20 protein-coding genes and 1 tRNA gene are annotated in these 19,943 nt (G+C 59.7%); 10 read left to right on the plus strand and 11 right to left on the minus strand.

Features of this window, described 5'->3' with window-relative positions; translation table 11 throughout:
* Nucleotides 1-70 precede the first annotated feature (70 nt).
* From CUJ84_RS10240 to CUJ84_RS10255, 4 genes are all read left to right on the plus strand, one after another.
* Nucleotides 71-1,117 (plus strand): LacI family DNA-binding transcriptional regulator, encoded by a 1,047-nt coding sequence (locus CUJ84_RS10240; protein WP_105006103.1) that lies wholly within the window; start codon nucleotides 71-73, stop codon nucleotides 1,115-1,117.
* Between the two features lie 327 nt (nucleotides 1,118-1,444).
* Nucleotides 1,445-1,594 carry a hypothetical protein gene (locus CUJ84_RS37890; protein ID WP_158686914.1) on the plus strand — a complete coding sequence of 50 codons (150 nt, stop codon included), beginning with the start codon at nucleotides 1,445-1,447 and terminating at the stop codon, nucleotides 1,592-1,594.
* Between the two features lie 243 nt (nucleotides 1,595-1,837).
* Nucleotides 1,838-2,602, plus strand: coding sequence for a DUF599 domain-containing protein (locus CUJ84_RS10250; protein ID WP_105006105.1), 765 nt, complete (start codon nucleotides 1,838-1,840; stop codon nucleotides 2,600-2,602).
* Nucleotides 2,602-3,591, plus strand: coding sequence for a heparan-alpha-glucosaminide N-acetyltransferase (locus tag CUJ84_RS10255; protein ID WP_105006106.1), 990 nt, complete (start codon nucleotides 2,602-2,604; stop codon nucleotides 3,589-3,591). The genes CUJ84_RS10250 and CUJ84_RS10255 overlap by 1 nt, the downstream gene beginning before the upstream one ends.
* A gap of 24 nt (nucleotides 3,592-3,615) precedes the next feature.
* On the opposite strand, the gene CUJ84_RS10260 is transcribed toward CUJ84_RS10255, so the two are convergent.
* On the minus strand, nucleotides 3,616-4,008 hold the full coding sequence (locus tag CUJ84_RS10260; protein WP_042954308.1) for a MerR family transcriptional regulator: 393 nt from the start codon (nucleotides 4,006-4,008) through the stop codon (nucleotides 3,616-3,618).
* A gap of 63 nt (nucleotides 4,009-4,071) precedes the next feature.
* Nucleotides 4,072-5,487, minus strand: coding sequence for a magnesium transporter (mgtE, locus tag CUJ84_RS10265; protein ID WP_105006107.1), 1,416 nt, complete (start codon nucleotides 5,485-5,487; stop codon nucleotides 4,072-4,074).
* 242 nt (nucleotides 5,488-5,729) lie between these two features.
* On the opposite strand from mgtE, the gene CUJ84_RS10270 reads away from it, so the two are divergent.
* The 3 genes from CUJ84_RS10270 (at nucleotide 5,730) to CUJ84_RS10280 (ending at nucleotide 7,517) form a co-directional block, all read left to right on the plus strand.
* Nucleotides 5,730-6,224 (plus strand): peptide deformylase, encoded by a 495-nt coding sequence (locus CUJ84_RS10270; RefSeq protein ID WP_105006108.1) that lies wholly within the window; start codon nucleotides 5,730-5,732, stop codon nucleotides 6,222-6,224.
* A 96-nt stretch (nucleotides 6,225-6,320) separates the two neighbouring features.
* The gene (locus tag CUJ84_RS10275) at nucleotides 6,321-6,830 is read left to right on the plus strand and encodes a BON domain-containing protein (RefSeq protein ID WP_105006109.1); all 510 of its coding nucleotides are present in this window, start codon (nucleotides 6,321-6,323) and stop codon (nucleotides 6,828-6,830) included.
* 321 nt (nucleotides 6,831-7,151) lie between these two features.
* Complete coding sequence (locus CUJ84_RS10280) at nucleotides 7,152-7,517, plus strand: hypothetical protein (RefSeq protein WP_105006110.1); 366 nt, start codon at nucleotides 7,152-7,154, stop codon at nucleotides 7,515-7,517.
* Between the two features lie 61 nt (nucleotides 7,518-7,578).
* Here the strand turns inward: CUJ84_RS10280 and CUJ84_RS10285 are convergent, their stop codons facing one another.
* Together CUJ84_RS10285 and lipB are read right to left on the minus strand one after the other, a co-directional pair.
* Nucleotides 7,579-8,223 (minus strand): methyltransferase family protein, encoded by a 645-nt coding sequence (locus CUJ84_RS10285; protein ID WP_105006111.1) that lies wholly within the window; start codon nucleotides 8,221-8,223, stop codon nucleotides 7,579-7,581.
* A 306-nt stretch (nucleotides 8,224-8,529) separates the two neighbouring features.
* The gene (gene lipB, locus CUJ84_RS10290; RefSeq protein WP_105006112.1) at nucleotides 8,530-9,249 is read right to left on the minus strand and encodes a lipoyl(octanoyl) transferase LipB; all 720 of its coding nucleotides are present in this window, start codon (nucleotides 9,247-9,249) and stop codon (nucleotides 8,530-8,532) included.
* Nucleotides 9,250-9,432: 183 nt separating this feature from the next.
* On the opposite strand from lipB, the gene CUJ84_RS10295 reads away from it, so the two are divergent.
* Together CUJ84_RS10295 and CUJ84_RS10300 are read left to right on the plus strand one after the other, a co-directional pair.
* Nucleotides 9,433-9,517 (plus strand) — tRNA-Leu (locus CUJ84_RS10295).
* Between the two features lie 976 nt (nucleotides 9,518-10,493).
* Entirely contained in the window at nucleotides 10,494-10,736 is a 243-nt protein-coding gene (locus tag CUJ84_RS10300; protein ID WP_158686915.1) for a hypothetical protein, read from the plus strand.
* Between the two features lie 553 nt (nucleotides 10,737-11,289).
* On the opposite strand, the gene CUJ84_RS10305 is transcribed toward CUJ84_RS10300, so the two are convergent.
* Complete coding sequence (locus CUJ84_RS10305; RefSeq protein WP_105006114.1) at nucleotides 11,290-11,706, minus strand: hypothetical protein; 417 nt, start codon at nucleotides 11,704-11,706, stop codon at nucleotides 11,290-11,292.
* A gap of 622 nt (nucleotides 11,707-12,328) precedes the next feature.
* On the opposite strand from CUJ84_RS10305, the gene CUJ84_RS10310 reads away from it, so the two are divergent.
* A complete protein-coding gene (locus tag CUJ84_RS10310) occupies nucleotides 12,329-13,594 on the plus strand; it encodes an AAA family ATPase (protein ID WP_158686916.1) in 1,266 nt (421 codons plus the stop codon).
* A gap of 11 nt (nucleotides 13,595-13,605) precedes the next feature.
* Here CUJ84_RS10310 and CUJ84_RS10315 read toward each other — a convergent pair whose 3' ends face one another.
* From CUJ84_RS10315 to CUJ84_RS10335, 6 genes are all read right to left on the minus strand, one after another.
* Nucleotides 13,606-13,836 carry a helix-turn-helix transcriptional regulator gene (locus CUJ84_RS10315; protein WP_245315120.1) on the minus strand — a complete coding sequence of 77 codons (231 nt, stop codon included), beginning with the start codon at nucleotides 13,834-13,836 and terminating at the stop codon, nucleotides 13,606-13,608.
* A 787-nt stretch (nucleotides 13,837-14,623) separates the two neighbouring features.
* Nucleotides 14,624-15,568 carry a hypothetical protein gene (locus tag CUJ84_RS10320; RefSeq protein ID WP_245457547.1) on the minus strand — a complete coding sequence of 315 codons (945 nt, stop codon included), beginning with the start codon at nucleotides 15,566-15,568 and terminating at the stop codon, nucleotides 14,624-14,626.
* Entirely contained in the window at nucleotides 15,565-15,939 is a 375-nt protein-coding gene (locus CUJ84_RS38695; protein WP_245457548.1) for a hypothetical protein, read from the minus strand. Before CUJ84_RS38695 ends, CUJ84_RS10320 begins: the two co-directional genes overlap by 4 nt.
* Complete coding sequence (locus CUJ84_RS10325; protein ID WP_105006116.1) at nucleotides 15,932-17,077, minus strand: SH3 domain-containing protein; 1,146 nt, start codon at nucleotides 17,075-17,077, stop codon at nucleotides 15,932-15,934. The genes CUJ84_RS38695 and CUJ84_RS10325 overlap by 8 nt, the downstream gene beginning before the upstream one ends.
* A gap of 364 nt (nucleotides 17,078-17,441) precedes the next feature.
* Nucleotides 17,442-18,596: a sulfite oxidase gene (locus CUJ84_RS10330; protein ID WP_105006117.1), complete on the minus strand. Its 1,155-nt coding sequence runs from the start codon at nucleotides 18,594-18,596 to the stop codon at nucleotides 17,442-17,444.
* A gap of 769 nt (nucleotides 18,597-19,365) precedes the next feature.
* Complete coding sequence (locus CUJ84_RS10335) at nucleotides 19,366-19,782, minus strand: YybH family protein (protein ID WP_064248157.1); 417 nt, start codon at nucleotides 19,780-19,782, stop codon at nucleotides 19,366-19,368.
* Nucleotides 19,783-19,943: the final 161 nt, after the last annotated feature.

The raw sequence follows: 19,943 nt of genomic DNA on the forward strand, positions 1-19,943 counted from the left end.
CTCAATCGATGAAGCAACAATTGCCACCTTCCTTCAATAATGTCAAGCTGCGATCGAAGTGGAGATATCAGTGAATCAGGACAGGCCGATAAAAAAGACCACGATCTATGATCTGGCCGAGCTTGCGGGAACGTCGGCCAGCGCTGTCAGCGCCGTGCTGAACGGGAACTGGAAGAAGCGCAGAATCAGCAGCCAATTGGCGGAGAAAATCACCCGGCTAGCGGAGGAGCAGGGTTATGCCATCAACATGCAGGCCAGCCTGCTTCGACGAGAGAAGTCGAAAATCATCGGCATGATCGTGCCCAAATACGACAACCGCTATTTCGGATCAATTGTCGAGACCTTCGAAACCATGGCACGCGAGCGGGGTCTTTTCCCGATCATCACCTGCACACGCCGCGACCCTGAACTGGAGGTCGAAGCGGCCCGGACCATGCTTTCCTATCAGGTCGAATGGCTGGTCTCGACCGGCGCCACGGATCCCGACCGCATCAGTGATATCTGCGGGGCCGCGGGCGTCGGAAGCCTCAATCTCGATCTGCCTGGCACCAAAGCGCCTTCCATCATTTCCGACAATTTCACCGGCGCCCGAGAATTGACGCGGCGCATTCTCGTCAACAGCGAGCGCAAGTTGGGCGCGGCTCGCCCGCTTCTCTTCATCGGTGGCCGAGGCAGCGATCACAACACAGTGGAGCGCGTGCGCGGCTTTCGCGCGGCCCATGCCGATATCGGTGTAGCGGTCGACGAGAGGCATATCCTGACCTGCGGATACGCTCCGGAAAAAGCCGAGATGTCTCTTCAGGCGCTGGCCATGGCAGAGCGTGAGCTGCCGAGCGGCATGTTCGTGAATTCTACTATTTCGCTCGAAGGCGTCATGCGTTGGATCAAGCGCTCCGGGCACTATGTCAATCACACCCCGGTCATAGGCTGCTTCGACTGGGACCCCTTTGCGGCACTGCTCGGCGACGAGATCGAGATGGTGCGGCAGGACGTCCAGGGCATGCTGAACGCCGTATTCGAGGTCATCGACCATGGAGCCAAAGGCGCCTCGCTGATCGAGATCCCGCCTATCTTTGTGGATAGCAACTATGCACTTATCAATGATCCAACGGCGTGAGAGGCATCGAGCCGTACCGGCGTCAGAGACGTAGTTCCGTCTTCTTTGTTTGGGATGAGCCGGCTTAGCCATGTGAGCGAAGCATGATCAGCGGCTGGAGAGCGCGCTCGCTAGCGGATCGATGCAGTAGCGGGCGTTCTCGCGTTAGAACTGTTTAGTGACCCGCAAACAGTTTCGCCGGTCATGATATTGATTTCCGTTGCTAGCCGGCCCCCCTGCCTCAACCGTCACCTGCCTGCTCACCCATTGGACGGGGGCGATATCCATCGTCCGCGACCGCGGTACGCCAACTTCTCCGGGCGGCAAAGCACTGGAGCAATTGCTTCCATGGAATTGGAAACCGAAGGCCCTGAACGATCGAGCGGCCTGACCGGCGGTATGAAGGTCCTTCGCGGGACGATGGATGAAGTGAATTCGGTGCAAGCAAGGGTGTGTCATGCGACGCGGGTGGGGATGATTGAGGCGCTGGAGGGATAGCGCCGTCCTTTTCTCCTTCTTTGGGTTCCATCCCTAATCCCCAAGCTGACGGATGACCGCATTGTTGTCATTAGTTCCAGAAGATGCCAGTCCGCTGTCCACCAAGCCTTGTCGTTTCCCGACGGCTCGATTATGCCGAACTGCCGCATGGCCAAAAGCCCGCGTAAAGCCGCCGAACTCGGCCATACGGCATAATCCGACTTGCGGCATACTGGCTGCGTTCATGCGGAGACTGAATCACTGATGACGACGGCGGACTATATCGCTCTGGCCTTCTTTGCCTTTGTCTGGATGGGCTATTCCTGGCTGCTGCACGGCCGCACCTTCTTCGGGCGCACCAGCCTGACCCATGCGATGACCGAACGGCGCCGGGAGTGGATCTATAATTCGCTGCGCCGCGACCTGAAGATGATCGATACGCAGATCATGGCCGGTCTGCAGAACGGCACCGCCTTCTTCGCTTCGACCTCGATCTTCGCGATCGGCAGCTGCTTTGCTTTGCTCGGCGCGACGGAGAAAGTCGACGCCGTCTTCGCCGACCTGCCCTTCGTCTTCCATGGCGGCCATGCCGTCTTCGAGATGAAGGTCGGCGGGCTGGCAGCGCTTTTCGGCTATGCCTTCTTCAAGTTCGGCTGGTCCTACCGACTGTTCAACTATTGCACCATTCTCTTCGGCTCGATCCCGATGATGCGCGACAGCGAGCGCGACATCATCGCCGCCGAGCGGGCCGCCGAACGCGTCATCCGCATGAATGTCATTGCCGGCAGCAATTTCAACGAGGGCCTCAGGGCGATCTTCCTGTCGATCGGTTATCTCGGCTGGTTCATCAACCCTTATGTCTTTATGCTGACGACGGCGATCGTCATCTTCGTGCTGGCACGGCGGCAATTCTTCTCGGAGGCGCGACTGGCGATCATGGATGCCGGCCCGCCATCAAATCTCCACCTTTCTGCTATTCGCCGCGATATGCCGTCGAGCGACGGACGTGATTTGCCCGAGGGACTTTGATGAGATTGCCGGCAACGGAAACCGATGCGGCGGCAAGGCCACCGCGCATCGGTCTATTGGATACGGCGCGCGGCGTCGCGCTGATCGCCATGGCGAGCTACCATTTCAGCTGGGATATGGAGTTCATGGGCTATCTCGCGCCGGGCACGGCCGAGACCGGCTGGCTGAAGATCTATGCCCGGGCGATCGCCACGACCTTTCTCTTCATCGTCGGCATCAGCCTGGTGCTCTCGAGCAAGCCCGAGATTCGCTGGCCCTCCTTCTGGAAGCGCTTCGGCATGATTGCCGCGGCAGCCGCGGTGATCTCGATCGCCACGCGCATCGCGATGCCGGACGAGTGGATCTATTTCGGCATCCTGCATTGTATCGCGGTGCTCACGCTTATCGGCATCGTTTTCTTGAGACTGCCGCTCGCCTTCACCCTCATCGCCACGCTTGCGCTCTTTGCTGCCTGGATCACCGATAATTTCGGCCCGCCCGGCCTGCTGCGCTCATCCTTCTTCGATCCCCGATATCTCGCCTGGATCGGCCTTGCGGTGATGCCGGAACGGTCCAACGACTACGTGCCGCTGTTTCCCTGGGCAACGCCCTTTTTCGCTGGATTGAGTATCGCCTCGATCGCCATCAAAACCAGGCTGCTGCACCGGCTTGCCGCCATCGGCACCGGCTCCTGGTGGCCGGCAAGGCTTGGCCGCCACAGCCTTGCCTTTTACCTCATCCACCAGCCGGTGTTGATCGCTATCGCCTATGGGCTGTCCCTCGTCGTCCCACCGCAGGCGCCGGATCCGGTTGCGACTTACCTAAGGCAATGCAACTCCGCTTGCGTCATGCAGCAAGGCGAAGCGCTCTGCCGCAGCTTCTGCCAGTGCACGCTGGAGAAATTGCAGGCGCAAGCCCTGTTCACGCCGCTTCAGGCGGGCGCGATCGATATACAAAACGACGAGCGGGTCCAGACGATTGCCGCCGAATGCAGCGCCGAGGCTGAATGAATTCAACCGACAATACAGGGGTGATCAAGTGGTGACGCCGATTTCGGCGAGGCGGCCGAGGCAGGTCTCTTCGATAGCGTCGAGTTCCGTCAGCGTGTCGTCGATATCCTTGCGCTTCTGGCGCAAGTCGTCGCGCTTTTCATCGACGCGCTTCATCAGGAGCTTCAGCTGGCCAAGTTCGCCCGGCGGCTCCTTGTAGACCTGGATGATCTCGCGGATTTCGGCGATGGTGAAGCCGATGCGCCGGCCGCGGAGGATTTCGGCGATGAGCCGCCGGTCGGCTTGCCGGAACAGACGGGTGCGCCCGCGTCGCTCCGGATGGATCAGTCCCTCATCCTCGTAGAAGCGGAGCGTGCGCGTCGAGACCCCGAATTCGCGCGTCAGCTCCGTTATGCTATAAAATTTGTTCACCGGCATGTCTTCCCCGTCATCACAGGCGATAATATTGACTTTTACGTAATAGTCAATTTCGGCAGCCGGTCAGATGCCGAACCACCATGTGGCGATGCCGAGAAACGCGAAGAAGCCGGTACAGTCCGTCACCGTCGTGACGAAGACGGAAGAGGCGATCGCCGGGTCGGCCCCCATCTTGTCGAGCAGCAGCGGCAGCAGGATGCCGGCAAGAGCTGCCGCCATCAGGTTGATGATCATCGCCGCCGCAATCACCCCGCCCAGCTGATAGTCGTGGAACCACGTGCCGGCGATCGCGCCCATGATGGTCGCAAAGACGATGCCGTTCAGGATGCCGACACCCGCCTCCCTGCGGATGATGCGGCCGGCATTGTAGATGTCGATATCGCGGGTGGCGAGCGCGCGTACCGTCACCGTCATCGTCTGCGTGCCGGCATTGCCGCCCATCGAGGCGACGATCGGCATCAGCACCGCAAGCGCGATCATCTTCTCGATCGAGGCGTCGAACAGGCCAATCACGCTTGCCGACAGCATCGCCGTGCCGAGATTGATCAAAAGCCACAGGAAGCGCGAACGCACCGTCGAGAGCACATTGTCCGACAGCTCTTCGTCGCCGACGCCGCCGAGGCGCTTGATGTCCTCATCTGCCTCCTCGTGGATGACGTCGACGACGTCGTCGATGGTCAGCACGCCGACCAGCCGGCCGTTTTCGTCGACGACGGCGGCCGAGAGAAGGTCGTACTGCTCGAAGAGCTGGGCGGCCTCCTCCTGGTCCATCTCGGCCGGAACCGGATGGTTGGTCTCGCGCATGATCTGCTCGATCTTCGTCTGCCGCTTGGTGCGCAGGATCTGATCGAGATCGACGGCGCCGAGCAGCTTGAAGGTCGGATCAATGACGAAGATCTGCGAGAAGGAATAGGGCAGATCCTCCTCGTCGCGCATGTAGTCGATCGTCTGCCCCACCGTCCAGAATGGCGGCACAGCGACGAATTCCGTCTGCATGCGGCGCCCGGCCGAGCTTTCGGGATAGTCGAGCGCCCGGCGCAGCCGCACCCGTTCGGTGAACGGCAGCTGGGCGAGGATCTCCTCCCGGTCCTCCTTGTCGAGGTCCTCGAGAATGTAGACGGCATCGTCCGAATCGAGCTCGCCGATCGCGGCGGCGATCTGCGCATTCGGCATCTGGTCGACGATTTCACGGCGGATCGCCTCGTCGACCTCGGTCAGCGCCGTCATGTCGAAATCGTCGCCGAGCAGGCGCACCAGCGCCAGGCGCTGATCCGGCTGGATCGATTCCAACAGGTCGCCTATTTCCGATTCATGCAGACGGGCAACGTTCTGGCGCAGGAACAGCGTATCGCGGTCGGCGATCGCAGCGCCGACGAGCGCCAGGAAATCGCTGCGGACATTGCCGTCCTCGTCGTAGATATCGGCGTCCTCGTCATCGGGACGCCTGCGAATGCGGTCTTCCTCATCGGTCGTCGTCATCTGCCGCCCTCGCATCTGGTTCGAATTTCAACGACTGCCGCGCCGCATTCGCAAATGTCGGCCGAAAACACATTATCAACAAGCGGATAAGCGAATCCCGCGCGAGGCTCCCGCAGCCGGAATTCTTGGCTCCTGCTAGCCCAAAGCACCCGTGTCGTAAAGCGGCAAACCGTGCTTGGTGATGACAATGCCTGCGGCCGGCGATAGTTTCCTCACCCGTCCAAGCAGAGGAAGCCTGCCCCATGCCCATCCGTCCGATTCTGCGCTATCCACATCCGGGCCTGAAGACTGTCTGCGCGCCGGTGACGGCCTTCGATTCCTCGCTCGCCGCGCTTGCCGACGACCTGCTGGCGACGATGCGCGCAGCCCCTGGCGTCGGCATCACCGCCGCCCACATCGGCGTCTTCAACCGTGTCACGGTGCTGGAACTCGACAAGGCCGACGGCGTGCGCCTCTACGTCAATCCTCATATCACCTGGTTTTCGAAGGAGACGATGAGCCATACTGAAGGCAGCGTCTCCATGCCCGGTGCGACCGACGAAGTCACGCGCCCGCGGGCGATCCGCTTCCGCTATCAGGATGCCGAAGGCGCCGTGCACGAGGACGGTGCCGAAGATTTCCTTGCCGTCTGCATTCAGCACGAGGTCGACCAACTCGATGGCATTTTCTGGCTGCAGCGCCTCTCACGGCTGAAACGCGACCGTCTCGTGAAGAAATGGGAGAAGGCGCAGGGCTGACAATCACGGCTGACAAATCCCCGTCCGCACCGAACCATTCGCCGCTGCCGGCGTTTCCAGCAAAGAAACCCAGCAAAGAAACAAGGAGCGACTGCAATGGCAAGGATCCGTGACAAGACCCCGATTTACCGGGAAAAGCCTGAGCTTTCCCGTGAAGAGGATTATCGCGACCTCGAAGAACGCAACCTCGATGAGGGCTGGCCCTATGCCGACGGCAGCGGCGCCGACCCCGCCAACCGCCCTTATGGCGAGACCGCGGCCAATTTCGACAGCGATCCCAACAGGGGCTTCCGGGTCGACGGCACCGATGAGGACGGCAACGAGAATCGCCTGAAGGATTCGCTGCGCGCCGATACCATCGACCGCGATGAAAGCGACGACCTCGAAGCGCGGGTGAACGACAATCTCGAAAACATTCCTGAGGTCGACCTCGACAGTATCGAGGTTCATGCGGATGGTCACGTCGTCACCCTGGAAGGGTCGGTGGAGACGATCGGCATCGCTCGGAAGGTCGAACTCGGCGCGCTTTCGGTCGATGGCGTCCGTCACGTCCGCAACAAACTGCAGCTGACCGGTGTCGATGCGCATATCCCGAACGAGGACTGACTTCACGCAAAAGGCATAGATCACTAATGGGAAACTGGCTGCCGCCTCCCGTTAGTGACCCTTCCCAACATTACCAAAAGTTAACAATTTACGATTGTAGCACCAGCTGTCTTATTCGTGAGCTCAATTGCCCATTTTTGTTAGGCGGCTTCTGTAACGCGAACGTCAATTTCGTTGACAACACTGTGATTTCATTTGGACAAAAGGTCGCGGGCACGTCGCCATATTATCACAAAATTGCCTGAATTGGGGCGCGAACTCGTGTGTGCCGAGGGTTAGTTTATGTTGTCGAATTCAACAGTAGATTGAGGAGATAGACCCATGCGCATCAAATTTGCCCTTGCCGCGTCCCTGTTCGCCGTCAGCCTTGCAGGCGCTGCCTTCGCCCAGCCGACCTATTCCGACGATTACACCAACGACAGCGACGGCTTCGCGCCGAGCCCGACGTCGAAGCCGGCCCCGGTGCACTACAGCAGCCGCAAGGCCCCGTCCTATTCCAACGACTACACCAATGACAGCGACGGCTTCGCACCGAGCGCCATGGCCGCCCCTGCCGTCGACAAGACCGCAACGGCCAGCATCACGCCGCTGCCTCCATGCCATAGCATGATCGGCCCGAAGGGCTCCCATACCAAGGGTGCCGACAGCGGCGCTTCCCGCACCGAAGCATGCCGCGCAACCCATTGATCCGATAAAAGAAAGGGCCGGAAACCGGCCCTTCTCTTTTTCAATCCATCTCTATGTCGTCTTAGAATACGAACGGAACGAGCCGGTAACGGGTCGTGGCCATGAAGGCCTCGTAGGCAGGATCCTGCTTGAGCAGACGCTCCTCCGCCAGGAGGCGGAAACATTGGGCGGTTAGGGCCGTCGCATAGATGGCAAAATTCCAAATGCTCGGATGGGCCAGGAAGAAGCCGATGTGTGTCATCAGATAACCCGCATACATCGGATGGCGGATAAATTTGTAAGGCCCGCCGATCTTGACGCCGCGATTGGCCGGCACGAGGCCGAAGCTTCGCAGCAATGTCAGCTTTGCCGATATCTGCAGGACAAAACCGAGTGCCATCGCGGTCCCGCAGAACGCGAGCGGCGCTAGCGACTGTGTCGCGGAGGGCGCGGCAAGCAGCGGGGAGGTCGTCCCGATGGCGGTGACCGTCCAATCAAAGAGGCGCAGCGACGCATTTCTCGTCGGCCGACGGGTCAGGATGAGGAAGACGGCAGCGCTCTCCGAAACGATCAGCAGGCAATCGATGATCGCCCGATTGTCCTGCATCTGCGGCAGGACACGCATGACAATCCCGACGAAGAAATAGCCGATGAGAACCTTCTCGATAACATCGAGAGCGAAATGCACATCGAGGAATGACCAGCTTGCCGCTGCTTTTTTTCTCATTGTCCTCGGACTTCCATATTCACACAGCTGCGGTGTCGTATATATCTTCAATCGCTAATTATAGGTTAAAACATTGACTCAGATCTGACAGTGAAGCGATGGCCGAGTCTCACGGCAGAATGCGCCCGGCGAGCGTTTCGCCGAAGGAAAATGGTGGGTCGAGAAGACTCGAACTTCCACGGATTCCTCCACAGCGACCTCAACGCTACGCGACCGCCAAATCTGCCACGAAGCATTGTTTCACTTAAGAAAAGTCCGAAACCAGCCTATCTTTCCGATACAAATTGCGCCGGTCGCCGTGATCAGTCAGGTTTCGCCCGTCGTTTCGCCGAAAACCGCCTCGAAGGCGGCGCGCAGCCGGATATCGACATCAGCCATCATCACAGGCAGGCCAAGATCGACGAGGCTGGTCACGCCATAGGCTGATATCCCGCAGGGCACGATGCCGCCGAAATGATCGAGATCGGGATCGACGTTCAGCGACAGTCCGTGGAAGGTCACCCATTTCCGCAGCCTTATGCCGAGAGCGGCGATCTTGTCCTCAGCCATCGTCCCATCGGTCAGCAACGGCTTTTCCGGCCGGCGCACCCAGACGCCGACGCGATCTTCACGTCGCTCACCGCGGACATTCATCATGTCGAGCGTGCGGATGACGACATCTTCAAGGGCGGCGACGAAGGCGCGCACATCCTGGCGCCGCCTTTTCAGGTCAAGCATGACATAGGCGACGCGCTGGCCGGGTCCATGATAGGTGTATTCACCGCCACGCCCTGTCGCAAAGACCGGAAACCGGTTCGGCTGGACAAGGTCCATCGCATTGGCGCTGGTGCCGGCAGTATAGAGCGGCGGATGTTCGACGAGCCAGACGAGTTCATCACCGCCATCTGATATCACCGCCACCTCCCGCTCCATCGTCTCCACCGCCTCCTCATAGGGAACGAGGCCATCGGCGATGCGCCAGCGTACCGGCCGGGTTCCGAGTTGGGGAAGCATGGAGAATTCGAGATCGGTGCGAAGCATGGCCATTCCTTGCCGCTCTCCCCGAAATGCCTGTGAAAAAAGGGGCGGCAGGACAGCTATATGGACCCGTTTCAGGGCCAATTCAAATGCTGTGAGCGGTTTTCAAAAAAACTGTCATATCGCCCTTGTGCACCCCAGATGCTTTTGCTACATGCTGCCCCGCCGACGCAAATCGGCACCTACCACGATGCGGTCGTGGCGGAATTGGTAGACGCGCAGCGTTGAGGTCGCTGTGGGGCAACCCGTGGAAGTTCGAGTCTTCTCGACCGCACCATCCCCTTCTTGGGGCGTTGTTTTTATTGATTGTTTTGTCTTGCCAACGAATCCTTTGTGTCCCAGTACGTGGCCCAGTTTGTGTCCCATACCTTTCGGCTCTCACGGTCACTTGAATCTTCAAAAAAATTGATGATTGTTTTGGCTGGTTCCGGTCACAGCTCGTTTTCTTGCGACTGCCAACAACAGAACTGAGAGCCACAGGCGACGGAGCGAATTCTTCCCTGTCAGCGGTCCCACTTTTTCATGGCGCCGCCGTCCTTACTCGAATTAATCCATTCGCTCAGCGATTCTATTCTCCTCGCTGACTGACGGCTTTCTCGCAGTTGGAGTGCCGCGTGGCCTGGCCGTCCCTACGAACTTTCCGTCCTCGCGTTTGTTCACACCGCCCCACCGGTGAGTCGACACTCGTTCGACCATGCGTCTCCGAAAGGGAAGCGACCCTAGAAGCCTACCTAAAAGCTGCACAAACTCCATGCTCACTATGTAAGCAAAATGATCAGGAGTCTAATGGATTCAGGTCCACATACCGGGGAATATGCGGCCCTCTCCAGCGTGACGACCGGTGCCGCGTCGTAACCCTGACCATCCTGGAGCTTTCCAGGTTCGTGGAAGCGCCGACGTTGGTTTCTCCAGGTTGGCGGTGGAGCCTACCTGCGGCCGCGCTGGCGGCAGGGGCTCCTCGACCTGACGACGACGCGGCCCTGCCTGCCCAAGTGTCTGAGCTTCGCCGCAGAACTGTTCGCCGCTCTCGCGGCGCGCGGCCATCGCGCCGGGATCGCACCGCCGTGCGAGGTCTTCGTCCGCACGAAAGTGGATCGACGGCAGACCGCGGAGGGACCGGAGTATGGGGTCGGTGAAAAACTCTGCACCGTTCTGCCCCACCGTCGCTTATGTCGGGCGCTTCCCGGTGGGTCTGGCGATCGTCGAGATCTGCGAATACCGGCCCGATGCACTACGTTGGATGCGGCCGCTTCGTGTCGGAGTCCGAGTATGTGCGGCTTTCTCCGGCGGAGCGCGGCGGCCACACCTTGCGGCGCATGATGCATGTGGCGGCGGGCCGCTTGAAGCTGATCGCGTATTCGCCGGTCTTCAGCGACGACTGGCGGCTGGAATGGACGGAGACGCCGAGCTCGGCGCTCGAGCGTCGCCTGGACACCATCATCGACGACATCGAAGCCGCGGCTCGAAATTTCGACCGAGACGCCGGCCCGACGTAAGAGCTGGTGTGCGGCGGCCGCCTTCGGCACCAAACTGCTCGTCGGGTTGCGAAGGAGCAGTCCCCGCCCCTTGGATGAAACGCGAGGCGAAAAGAATCTTCCGTGTTCGACGCCCACCTCTTGTGAATTCGGATCGGGAAAAGGTAAAAAGCGACTGCTGACGCTTCACCGCTTCGAACGACGTTAAAGGACCGGGTCCTCTCTCGAAGGATTTTCTCGAGCTTGTAGGCGCCTGCTTTGGGCCGTGAGAGCAACGCCTGACGCTCGCGGGTCGCTTCTGAAGACGCCGTCAGGACGCGCTTCTGGTGAGACGGCCTGAACTCCGCAGCATCCTCGCAATGTTTGGTGGACGATCATAAAAGTGCTTCTGGGCTTCCTCCGGCTGACTGTCACCCTCGCGCGTGGCGCGGGTGGGACCGCTCCACCCGGACCGGATCAGCGTCATGAACGCCTCCGCGGTGGGCGAGAGCTGTTTCGGCGCCGCTCGTGCTTCGCGGACACCGTCTTCATCCGCATCTCGAGGCACTGCCTTCGTGCCACGGGTTCCCCATTTCTACGAAAGGGATCGGAAAGGCGGTCCATCCCGAAGCCCTTCGATCGGGGAACGGTATTTTGTCCGCCTGTAGAAGAGCGCGCGATCGATGACGGCCGATGCCGGCGACGCGATATCGATCCAATTAACGAGCGTTATCAGACCGTACTGCGGGAGGGGTTTGCTGTAGCAGATGCCAACGCTTATCTGGAATGCGCGCAACGCGACGCTATCGTTGAGACCGCCGTCGAGGTCGTGCGAATCCAGGACGACGAAGCGAGCGCTGCTCCGCTCCAGCTCGGAGATCGTCGCGTTTGCGCTCTCGGTTAAGACGACGGTCGCCCCTAGCTCGACGAAGAGCGCGCGGAGCTGCGCGGCCGTCTCTGGCTTGTGCTGTATGATGACTCGGTATCCGGCAAGCGGCTGCGGCGATGACAATTTCGGACCCTGTGTAGCGTGGTGGGATAAGCATGAATCCTAGCTTCAGGTTTCAGTCGCGTTAACATCATGTCCGAGAAGAAATCGTCTGCCTGCGCTGCTAGGTCAGGCCATCGATTGGAACTGCCTTGGTTGGGAGCCACGTATGAAGCGCGCTTCTACGGCACTTCCAAGCCGCGCGACGTTTCGTCTGTAACGAAGAGGCGCAGCCCCGGCGATCGAGGGTGGAGTGATCCTTCTCGCTCCGCTCCGCTAGACCCGGCGGCCCATTCGGATCCTTCTCCTTGGATTGTTGACAGCAGCCCCTCGAACGAACACTGTGCTCACCACATGAGCACTACGTTCATGATTCTCAATTGGAGTGGGAATACGATGGCAATTCTACGATACGGCGAACCTGACAAGAATTCTTCATTGCGGTCCATATCGGCCCGCGCTCGCGCCTTGCGATCGCTGTCGGTCGGATTGCGACTTCCATGTCCTGGCACGTGCTCTCACGAAATATCGGTTGGGAATCCACGAGGCCGCTGCGCTGAGAAAGCGATCTGGGGGAATTTCCGTTGGGGGCCCTTCACTAGATGACATCCCCGGCTACGCGTCCTTGAAACCTTGGGCGCGTTCATTGACCGAGGACCTGGCAAAAGAACGCTCCGGCGAGATCGGGTGGCAGGACGTCGATCGCGGTCTTCTGATCTATGGCCCTCCTGGAACAGGAAAGACCTTCTTCGCCACGGCGCTTGCGCGGTCCTGCGGCCTTCCGCTGGTCACGGCGTCGGTGTCAAAATGGCAGTCGGCCGGCCACCTCGGCGATCTCCTTGCGGCGATGAAAGCGACCTTCGAAAAAGCCCGCTCTCAGCAGCCCTCGATCTTGTTCCTGGACGAGCTGGACTCGATCGGTGACCGGACCAGGTTCAAGGGGGAACACGGAGTCTACTCGACACAAGTCGTCAACTACCTGCTCGAATGTATCGACGGCGTCGAGGGACGAGACAAGATCGTCGTGGTCGCGGCGACCAATTTCCCGGAGGCGATAGACCCGGCGCTCCTTCGAAGCGGACGCATCGAACGTCACGTGCGACTCGATCTGCCGGATGCGGACGAGCGCGCCGACATCCTCCGCTTTCATCTGGGATTTGCCTGCATCTCGGACGAGCTGCGGTCATTGGCCGCCGATCTGGACGGATGGACGCCCGCCGATCTGGAACGATTGGCGCGAGACGCGAAGCGTCATGCCCGAGCCAAGGAGCGACCGACCAGATTAGCCGACCTCGCGGATGCGCTTCCTCCGCTGCGAACGCTATCGGACGAGACCGTCGCGAGGGTATCGATACACGAAGCGGGTCACGCCGTCGTCACGCTGCTGCTCTGGTCGGACATGAAGGTCGCTCTATCTGTGCGGAGGAACTACAGGCCTACCGCGTCGACCGAGCGGCTTGGCCACGCACGATTTTTCCACCCCGACCCCGAAGTGCATACTCGCGAATCCATGGAAAATCTGATCTGCGGGGCCCTCGCGGGCGCGGCGGCCGAAGAGCTGGTACTGGGGGCGCACTCCAACGGTGCCGGGGGGAGACAGGGCAGCGATATCGAATACGCAACCCGTTTTGCGACCCTGATCGTGGCGTCGTACGGAATGGGCGAAAGTCTGCTGTTCGCGCTCGAGGAAACGAAGATCGAGGCGAGCACGGCGCGTCGCCTGCCCAGTCCCATGCAATCCGAAATCAGCGGTATTATGCGAAAGCAGTTCGACCGGGCGAAAGCTCTTCTCTCCCAGCACGTCACGATCCTGAAATCGCTCACGGATAGTTTGCTTGAGAAAGAGAACCTCACCGCCGACGAGGTCGCGACGCTCTTCCGGGGGGGTGCGTCGACCATTCTCAAGCGGTGAGACAGACCGTCTCACCGATCTGGGCGTACCATGGCGACTGCCGGCCCGTGGCCGGCGTTGCCGTCGATGAAAACCACCCCTTGCCCCTCGAGGGCGTCCCTCACCTTTTCGATCGCGTCGACCAAGACGTTGGATTCGCCCTTCTCTAATCGAACAATGATCTGACGGCTGACGCCCGCCAAGGCCGCCAGCTCGTCCTGGCTAAGTCCTGCCAGGGCGCGGGCCGCCCTGAGCGCGCTCATGATTTCCGACGTCGAATCCATACGCCGAGCAGGCGACAAATAGCGCGAATTGTCAACAATTAGGATAAAGGATTCGCGCCGTTGCGCGGAGCTCTCACGTGGGTCGTCGGCGCTTCAATTTCTCCCTCGGTCGTCCCTCGTTCACCCGTTTGCGGGACAGAGGATGTCCGTGCTCCGAGCGTTGTTCAGACGGAGGTTCGCCCGCGCTCTCGTTCCCTGATGGCGGTGCCTTCGTCGGGTGCTGGAGGCCTTTCTCAAAAGGAGGCTCGTTCAAAGCGGATCTCCCACGTCCGTGCGCGCCGACATTCTACACCCCGCCCTTGATATTGGCCAGCAATCACGGTGGAGGCGCTCGACCTCGTGCATCCATAAAGGCGTGGCAAGATAGTCGCGCGAGCCCCGCCCAGCGCCACGTCACGGCTCGTTGACCACGACGTTGCCACGCCTCTGGCAGCCATGGCAGGTCCCGCTCCGCTCCCCCATCTACGAGTACGCCTGGGCATTCGTCCGGCGGAATAGTGGGTGCGGATCAGATCGGAAATGCGGCCGCTCCGGCGCCCATGGCCGGCAGGTTCGGGCAGAAGAGAGGAGCAAAGCCCGCGGGGCGTGTCTTTCGAATGTCGATATGGCTGGCAGAACCGCATCTTTTCGGGATTGCCGCCGAGCAGTAGGTTCTAGTCATGGCAGACTCACTCCGTTCGCTCGGTTGCCTTGAGTAGCATCTTTGGACGCCGGCAGAACTATCGGTCCGCTTTATCCGCTTTGAGCTGTGGCGCGCCGCGGATGTTTAAGGCCGGTTAGACGCCGCATCGCAAAGGTGCCATTTCATCTGGTACCCGTAGTCGTTCTTGTGACCATAACACCAGCCGAACGTGTCAAGCATGGCACCAATTTCTTCCCGCCTCGCGCACGCCGTCTGCGTCTCAGGACTGTCGGGATTGGTGCTGCCGCGGCATTCGCCGTTCTCCACATGCCACTGGCTAATGATCCGCTCCGGCGCCTGGGCGCCTCTGTCCGTCGCGAGCACCTTGCTGTTTTCGGATTCGATCTGGCTCGTTGCCGGATTCCAGACAATCGCAAACTCAGCCATCCCGGACGAGGTCTTGCCTCTTTCACGGCTTCTTGCGAACCACTCGATGACGCCGGATACGTCACATTTCTCCCCACATACTGCCGCCTCGGATCCGGGCTTGACGCTGTAGATTCGCTCCGGCCATCGCAGTGCGAACGTCGCCTTGTCCTTCATGACGGCGTCGCGGTCGACGACCCTGCCGTAGAATGTCACCTGGTCCTCATAGGCCTTGCGCATAAAGGCAAGCGCCGTCGAGTTATCGCGAGACCAGGCCTCATGATATCGCCGAATAAAATCGAGGGCATTGTCCCTAGATGTGCTTGGTGCAGTCGCCGTGGCCCCGGCCTTTGCACTCGGGCTGGAGACTGGCTTATCGACCGGTTCGGAGGATGGGACTGTCTGTGCCGTCACGGTATCGTTGGACGTGATGATGTTCCAGTCGCGCATCTCGGCCGTCGTCAGATACCGCATGTCCGAGCTCTCTATAGAGAGGCTGAGCCTGAGCAGGTTCGGGCTCACTCCCATATCGGAGAGGTAGCCGATGATCTCGCCGGTCATTATCTGCACCGTGGTGACCGCTGTCTTGCTGTCGAGTGCTGCGTCGTCCGAGAATGAAGCCTGATGGACGCCGATCGAACCAGCTTCGGCCGAGCGCTTCACGCCTCCGATAAATGCGAGGGCGCATGCCGAGGCGCACTGCGTCGATCGGATCTGAACGGTGTTTGCCGACAACGCACGGATCGCTCGTCCGATCTTGATTGCAGCGACGACGCTTCCGCCATTGGAGTCAAAGCTATGACGCTCGGCTGATACTGGGAGTATTCGGCGACGAGTTTCATTGGATCGTCAGAGGGCTCGAACTCGCCCTTGATGACCAGAAGCCGTCCGCCATCATTCAGAGACAGGCGCTCGTAAGTGATCGCCGCAGCCGCATCTTCGAAGCCCACGCCCACCAGGGCCGCGGCGACGATAAGAATGGAGAAAGCTTTTGCGATAAAGCTAATCAGTCGCGGCTGGGAGTCATCAATCACAGCAGACTATCCTGACGTAGGTGTTTCCGATGGTGACCATCGAGTCCTTGGCGATGAGCCCATGGCCCTTGAGGGCAGTGGAAACATCCTTCGCCTCCTGCTCCCCATAAAGGTCGTGCAATGTAACGGCGAACCAGCCATTGGCAGCCAAGTGCACGCTCAATGGCACAGGCGACCCCTTCACGAATTCCTGGGCGTCTGGCAACGAATTGAAGCTTTTTATCTGAACATAACGTTGTTCGCCGGAGTCCTCATCGAACTGGCTGACGTGGACCCACGAGTAGTGCATGAAGCCGACCAGCCCGGCGACGGAAACCTTGTACCAATCGCCGCGGATATCGAGAATGTCGACGGATGTGCCGTTTCCAGCATCGCCGATCGCCTTGGCGTCGGCGTCCGCGGAAAGCTTGACCGGAGCCCTGCCCTTGGGATGTCGGACAGTGCCATCTCTTGCGAGAGGAACCTCCAGCGACGGATCGGCCTTCGCCTCGACACCGCGCGGTACCGGAGCATCTCGCGCGATGTCGCGAGGTTCTACCTTTGTCGACAGATCAGGTGACTGCGAGCCGGTCGTGACCCGATACTTCGCCATCTCGCTTCCTGAAAGGTAGCGAATGTCGTTGCTGTCGTAGGAAAGGGAGAGCTGGAGAAGCGTTGGATCGACGCCCATCTCCGACATGTATCCAATGACGTCCGCAGTGGTATCCTGTACGGCGGAGACGGCGTCGTTGATCTTCATGCCCTGCGTGTCGTTGAAGGATGACTTGTGGACGCCGATCGAGCCCGGCTGTGCGAGACGGCTGACGCCTCCGAGGAACGCGAGCGAACAGGCCGAGGCGCACTCTGCTTGTCGCACCTGAATTGTCGAGAGCCCGAGCGAGCGAATGAGGCGGCCCAGTTCGATAGCCTTGGCTACATTGCCGCCGGGACTATCAAAGCCGATGACGGACGGGTGTTCGCGCGCGACAATCTCCCTGAAGCGCGCGAGATCGTCGGTGTACTCGAACGCGCCGCTAACGGTGACGAAAGCCCACCCGGCGTCTGTGTGATGAGCGGCATATTCCAGCCCAGCATTTGCTTGACCTACCGCGGCCCCAAGGAACATCGCTACAGCAGCGACCGGAAACTTTACCGACATCTGACGCACCCCAACTCAGGAGATCAAATGCACAGTCCACTTCAGGTCGCAAGTCAGCTTTTAGTTAGTTGTAGATAAGGGTAAATGGGCGACGATGATCATCGGCAAGCTGGATGCTAACGAGGGCCACGATAGCCACTTCCCGACGCGCCGGGCCAACCACAAGCCGCCATCCCTGGGCTCACACGCCGGACTTCCGACTAGGAATGCAACACGATGACTGTCTCGCGTCATCGGAGGGCGAAATGACAACGCCGCAAGTCGAGCGTAGGACCACAGCCGTCGTGGTTTACCCAGTTCTATCGTGTCGGCAAAAAGACCGTGACGCCCTTCCCATGCGCCCGACATAGTGGCAGCGACGTTCTCAAGAGATGCGGATTCGGCGTGTCACCTGGCCATTGCTTTCCCAGTATGTGTGCTTTTTGGCGATTAAGGGGTCGTCCATTGCCGGTTGAATCTGCCCAGTGGTACTGATCGCGCGTGAGGTCACGGTGTGTTCTCCAGGAGAGGGATTTGCCCAATCCAAGGACCAAATTTTCCATGCGTGATCGGCTTCCTCACTGTGATCAATGATCGCTGGTTTCCATGGCGTTTGATCGATTTGCACTTCGACCCGGTCGATTGGCGCCCCCCAGGCCGCGCCGATAATGCGGTAACCTGTGTCTGTCCGCGTGACTTTGGCAGGCGCGGACTTTATCAGGGCTCGGCCGACGGAAGTCTCAGCCCAAACCGTCTCCCCGTCGTGCTCTTCCTCCCGGATGGTGACATAGTCGCGGGCCATCAGCAGGCTCATAAAACGGGAGTCGCGAACCTCGATTTCCTTCAGCCACTTGACGTTGGCGATGCCGTACCAGCCCGGAGCGATCAGCCGCAGCGGGAAACCATTGGGCGCTGGCAGGGTCGCGCCGTTCATTTCATAGCAGAGTAGATTGTCCGGGCTCATTGCATCGGCGAGCGACATGCTACGAGCGAAGTTCTGTTGCATCTTGATGTCGCGTATTTCGATGTCGCCCCTGTCGGCACCGAAGAAGACAACCTCGATGCCATTATCAAGGACGCCGGCTTCCTGGAGGATTGGCGCAAGCGGCGTGCCTGCCCAGCGGGCATTGCCGATGCCGCCCGTGAAAAATGGGAACCCGTGGTTACCCGAGCATTCCACTGTAAAAACGACCTCCTGTCGCGGTCGCGCCTTGATGTCGGCAAGCGTCAGTTTAAACGGCTTCTTGACCAGGCCGCCGATATCGAGGGACCACGATTTCTCGTCAATCGTCGGTCGATTGAAATGCGCGATGCTGAAGAACTTGTCATTTGGAGTTATGAAGCTATCCAAGTCTTCCCAGACGAGCTGCGTCTGGATAACGGCAGGATTGGGATTTTCCGCCGGCTGATCTAGCCACGGAATAACCTTCGCGCCCGCCTGCGTCGGAAAAGCGTTGACCCCCGAAGCGTACAGACCCGCGATTCCGGCGAGTACCGCACCTCCCTGAACGATAAATTCCCTGCGTTGAAGATCAAGCATGTTCTTCCCTCCCGGATGTCATCCGGAACGGGCTGCAATGCGTCTTGGGCCATAGTCTGAAGGACGGATATGCGCACGAAGTTCACACCCCACCCGGAGATGCCCCGGACGAAGTCAAGCGTCAGCTTCGCATATCAATTATGCAGCACCGGACGACTTCTACTTTGCCTCGTATATGCGCGATTGCGAAAATAGTCCAGAGTTGTGGACGTAGAATCCTGACGGAAACTCAGAATAATCGGCCAGATGCTGCCACGGCGCTCGGGACGTTGCCGTGCTATCTAGCTCCCATGCCTGACGCGACTACGTTGTTGAATCTGGCCTGATCCAAACCTCATTGATGCTGCGTCCTCTCCGGCCTGAGGACCGACAGTTTCGATTTGGGAAAGGATTTCCCGCTCCCTCGACAGGCAATAAGAGGTGTCCCGCCTGTGCGAACGGGTGAGCCATCAAAAAATCGATAACGACATGATGCACCATTTTTTGGACTGATCGAACCAACAATTGGATCATCTGGTTCGCCAAGCGGCGCTCCGGTATCACTGCTGTGTTTGGAATCATCCCGGTCGTTCGGCATATGGGGCGGCGAAAGAAGACGTCGGGAACGAGGAGCGGTGCCGCGAAGCGCGCAAGGCCGTCGACGCGGCGAAGGTAGGCGTCGAAGAGCGCGGGCCGGCGTCGTGGACGGACGGAGACCCGGAAATCGGCATATGGCCCGGACGACAACGTTCGCATAGTGGTATCGGGAACACACGCGCGGCGGCCGAAGCTATTTGCTGCTCGTGTCCGCCATGTCGGCGTGCCGATGGACGAGTTTCCATTCGCCGTTTTCACGACGGAAGACCTCCGTGACGCGTAGGGACATCGGAACCTCTCCTTCCTTGCCCTCCATGCGCACTTTGGCATGTTGAAGACCCGTCCAGAACGAGAGATCGCCACTCTCCGCCGATTGGATCACCTCGAAATGTCCGGAGCTGCCCTCCTTGAAGGAGGATGCACCCTTTTCGTTGGCGGCGTTCACGTTCGTTGCACCCGAAATCCGATCGCCGGACGGCGGGAAGAAGGTCGCCGGATCGTGCGACGTCGAGATGTCGATCAAGGTGGCCGGGTTGCCGTTGATGTAGTCGAGGGAAACGCTTTCGCGGCGTTTCATGAACTCTTCGAAAGATTCGTCCAAGGCTGGCATGTCGTTCTCCTCCGTTTCGCTTGAAACGCGAGTGAAGAGGAGTTGTTCACCGACATCACCGCGGAAACTACTCCATTGCGAGTATCTTCCGGAAGAAAGGGTCGAAGACGGCCGTCACCCGGTCGAACTCCGTTTCTCGGAGAACCTTGCGTTTCGCTTCG

It is taken from the genome of Rhizobium leguminosarum (assembly GCF_002953715.1).
Lineage (GTDB): Bacteria > Pseudomonadota > Alphaproteobacteria > Rhizobiales > Rhizobiaceae > Rhizobium > Rhizobium leguminosarum_V.

Excerpts from the sequence above, each read along its gene's own strand:
- CUJ84_RS10335 (WP_064248157.1), bottom strand. The coding sequence starts at position 19,782 with ATGCCAGCCTTGGACGAATCTTTCGAAGAGTTCATGAAACGCCGCGAA.
- CUJ84_RS10275 (WP_105006109.1), top strand. The coding sequence starts at position 6,321 with ATGGCAAGGATCCGTGACAAGACCCCGATTTACCGGGAAAAGCCTGAG.
- CUJ84_RS10255 (WP_105006106.1), top strand. The coding sequence starts at position 2,602 with ATGAGATTGCCGGCAACGGAAACCGATGCGGCGGCAAGGCCACCGCGC.
- CUJ84_RS37890 (WP_158686914.1), top strand. The coding sequence starts at position 1,445 with ATGGAATTGGAAACCGAAGGCCCTGAACGATCGAGCGGCCTGACCGGC.
- CUJ84_RS10280 (WP_105006110.1), top strand. The coding sequence starts at position 7,152 with ATGCGCATCAAATTTGCCCTTGCCGCGTCCCTGTTCGCCGTCAGCCTT.
- CUJ84_RS10250 (WP_105006105.1), top strand. The coding sequence starts at position 1,838 with ATGACGACGGCGGACTATATCGCTCTGGCCTTCTTTGCCTTTGTCTGG.
- CUJ84_RS10285 (WP_105006111.1), bottom strand. The coding sequence starts at position 8,223 with ATGAGAAAAAAAGCAGCGGCAAGCTGGTCATTCCTCGATGTGCATTTC.
- lipB (WP_105006112.1), bottom strand. The coding sequence starts at position 9,249 with ATGGCCATGCTTCGCACCGATCTCGAATTCTCCATGCTTCCCCAACTC.
- CUJ84_RS10315 (WP_245315120.1), bottom strand. The coding sequence starts at position 13,836 with ATGAGCGCGCTCAGGGCGGCCCGCGCCCTGGCAGGACTTAGCCAGGAC.
- CUJ84_RS10270 (WP_105006108.1), top strand. The coding sequence starts at position 5,730 with ATGCCCATCCGTCCGATTCTGCGCTATCCACATCCGGGCCTGAAGACT.
- CUJ84_RS10330 (WP_105006117.1), bottom strand. The coding sequence starts at position 18,596 with ATGCTTGATCTTCAACGCAGGGAATTTATCGTTCAGGGAGGTGCGGTA.
- CUJ84_RS10260 (WP_042954308.1), bottom strand. The coding sequence starts at position 4,008 with ATGCCGGTGAACAAATTTTATAGCATAACGGAGCTGACGCGCGAATTC.
- CUJ84_RS10325 (WP_105006116.1), bottom strand. The coding sequence starts at position 17,077 with ATGTCGGTAAAGTTTCCGGTCGCTGCTGTAGCGATGTTCCTTGGGGCC.
- mgtE (WP_105006107.1), bottom strand. The coding sequence starts at position 5,487 with ATGACGACGACCGATGAGGAAGACCGCATTCGCAGGCGTCCCGATGAC.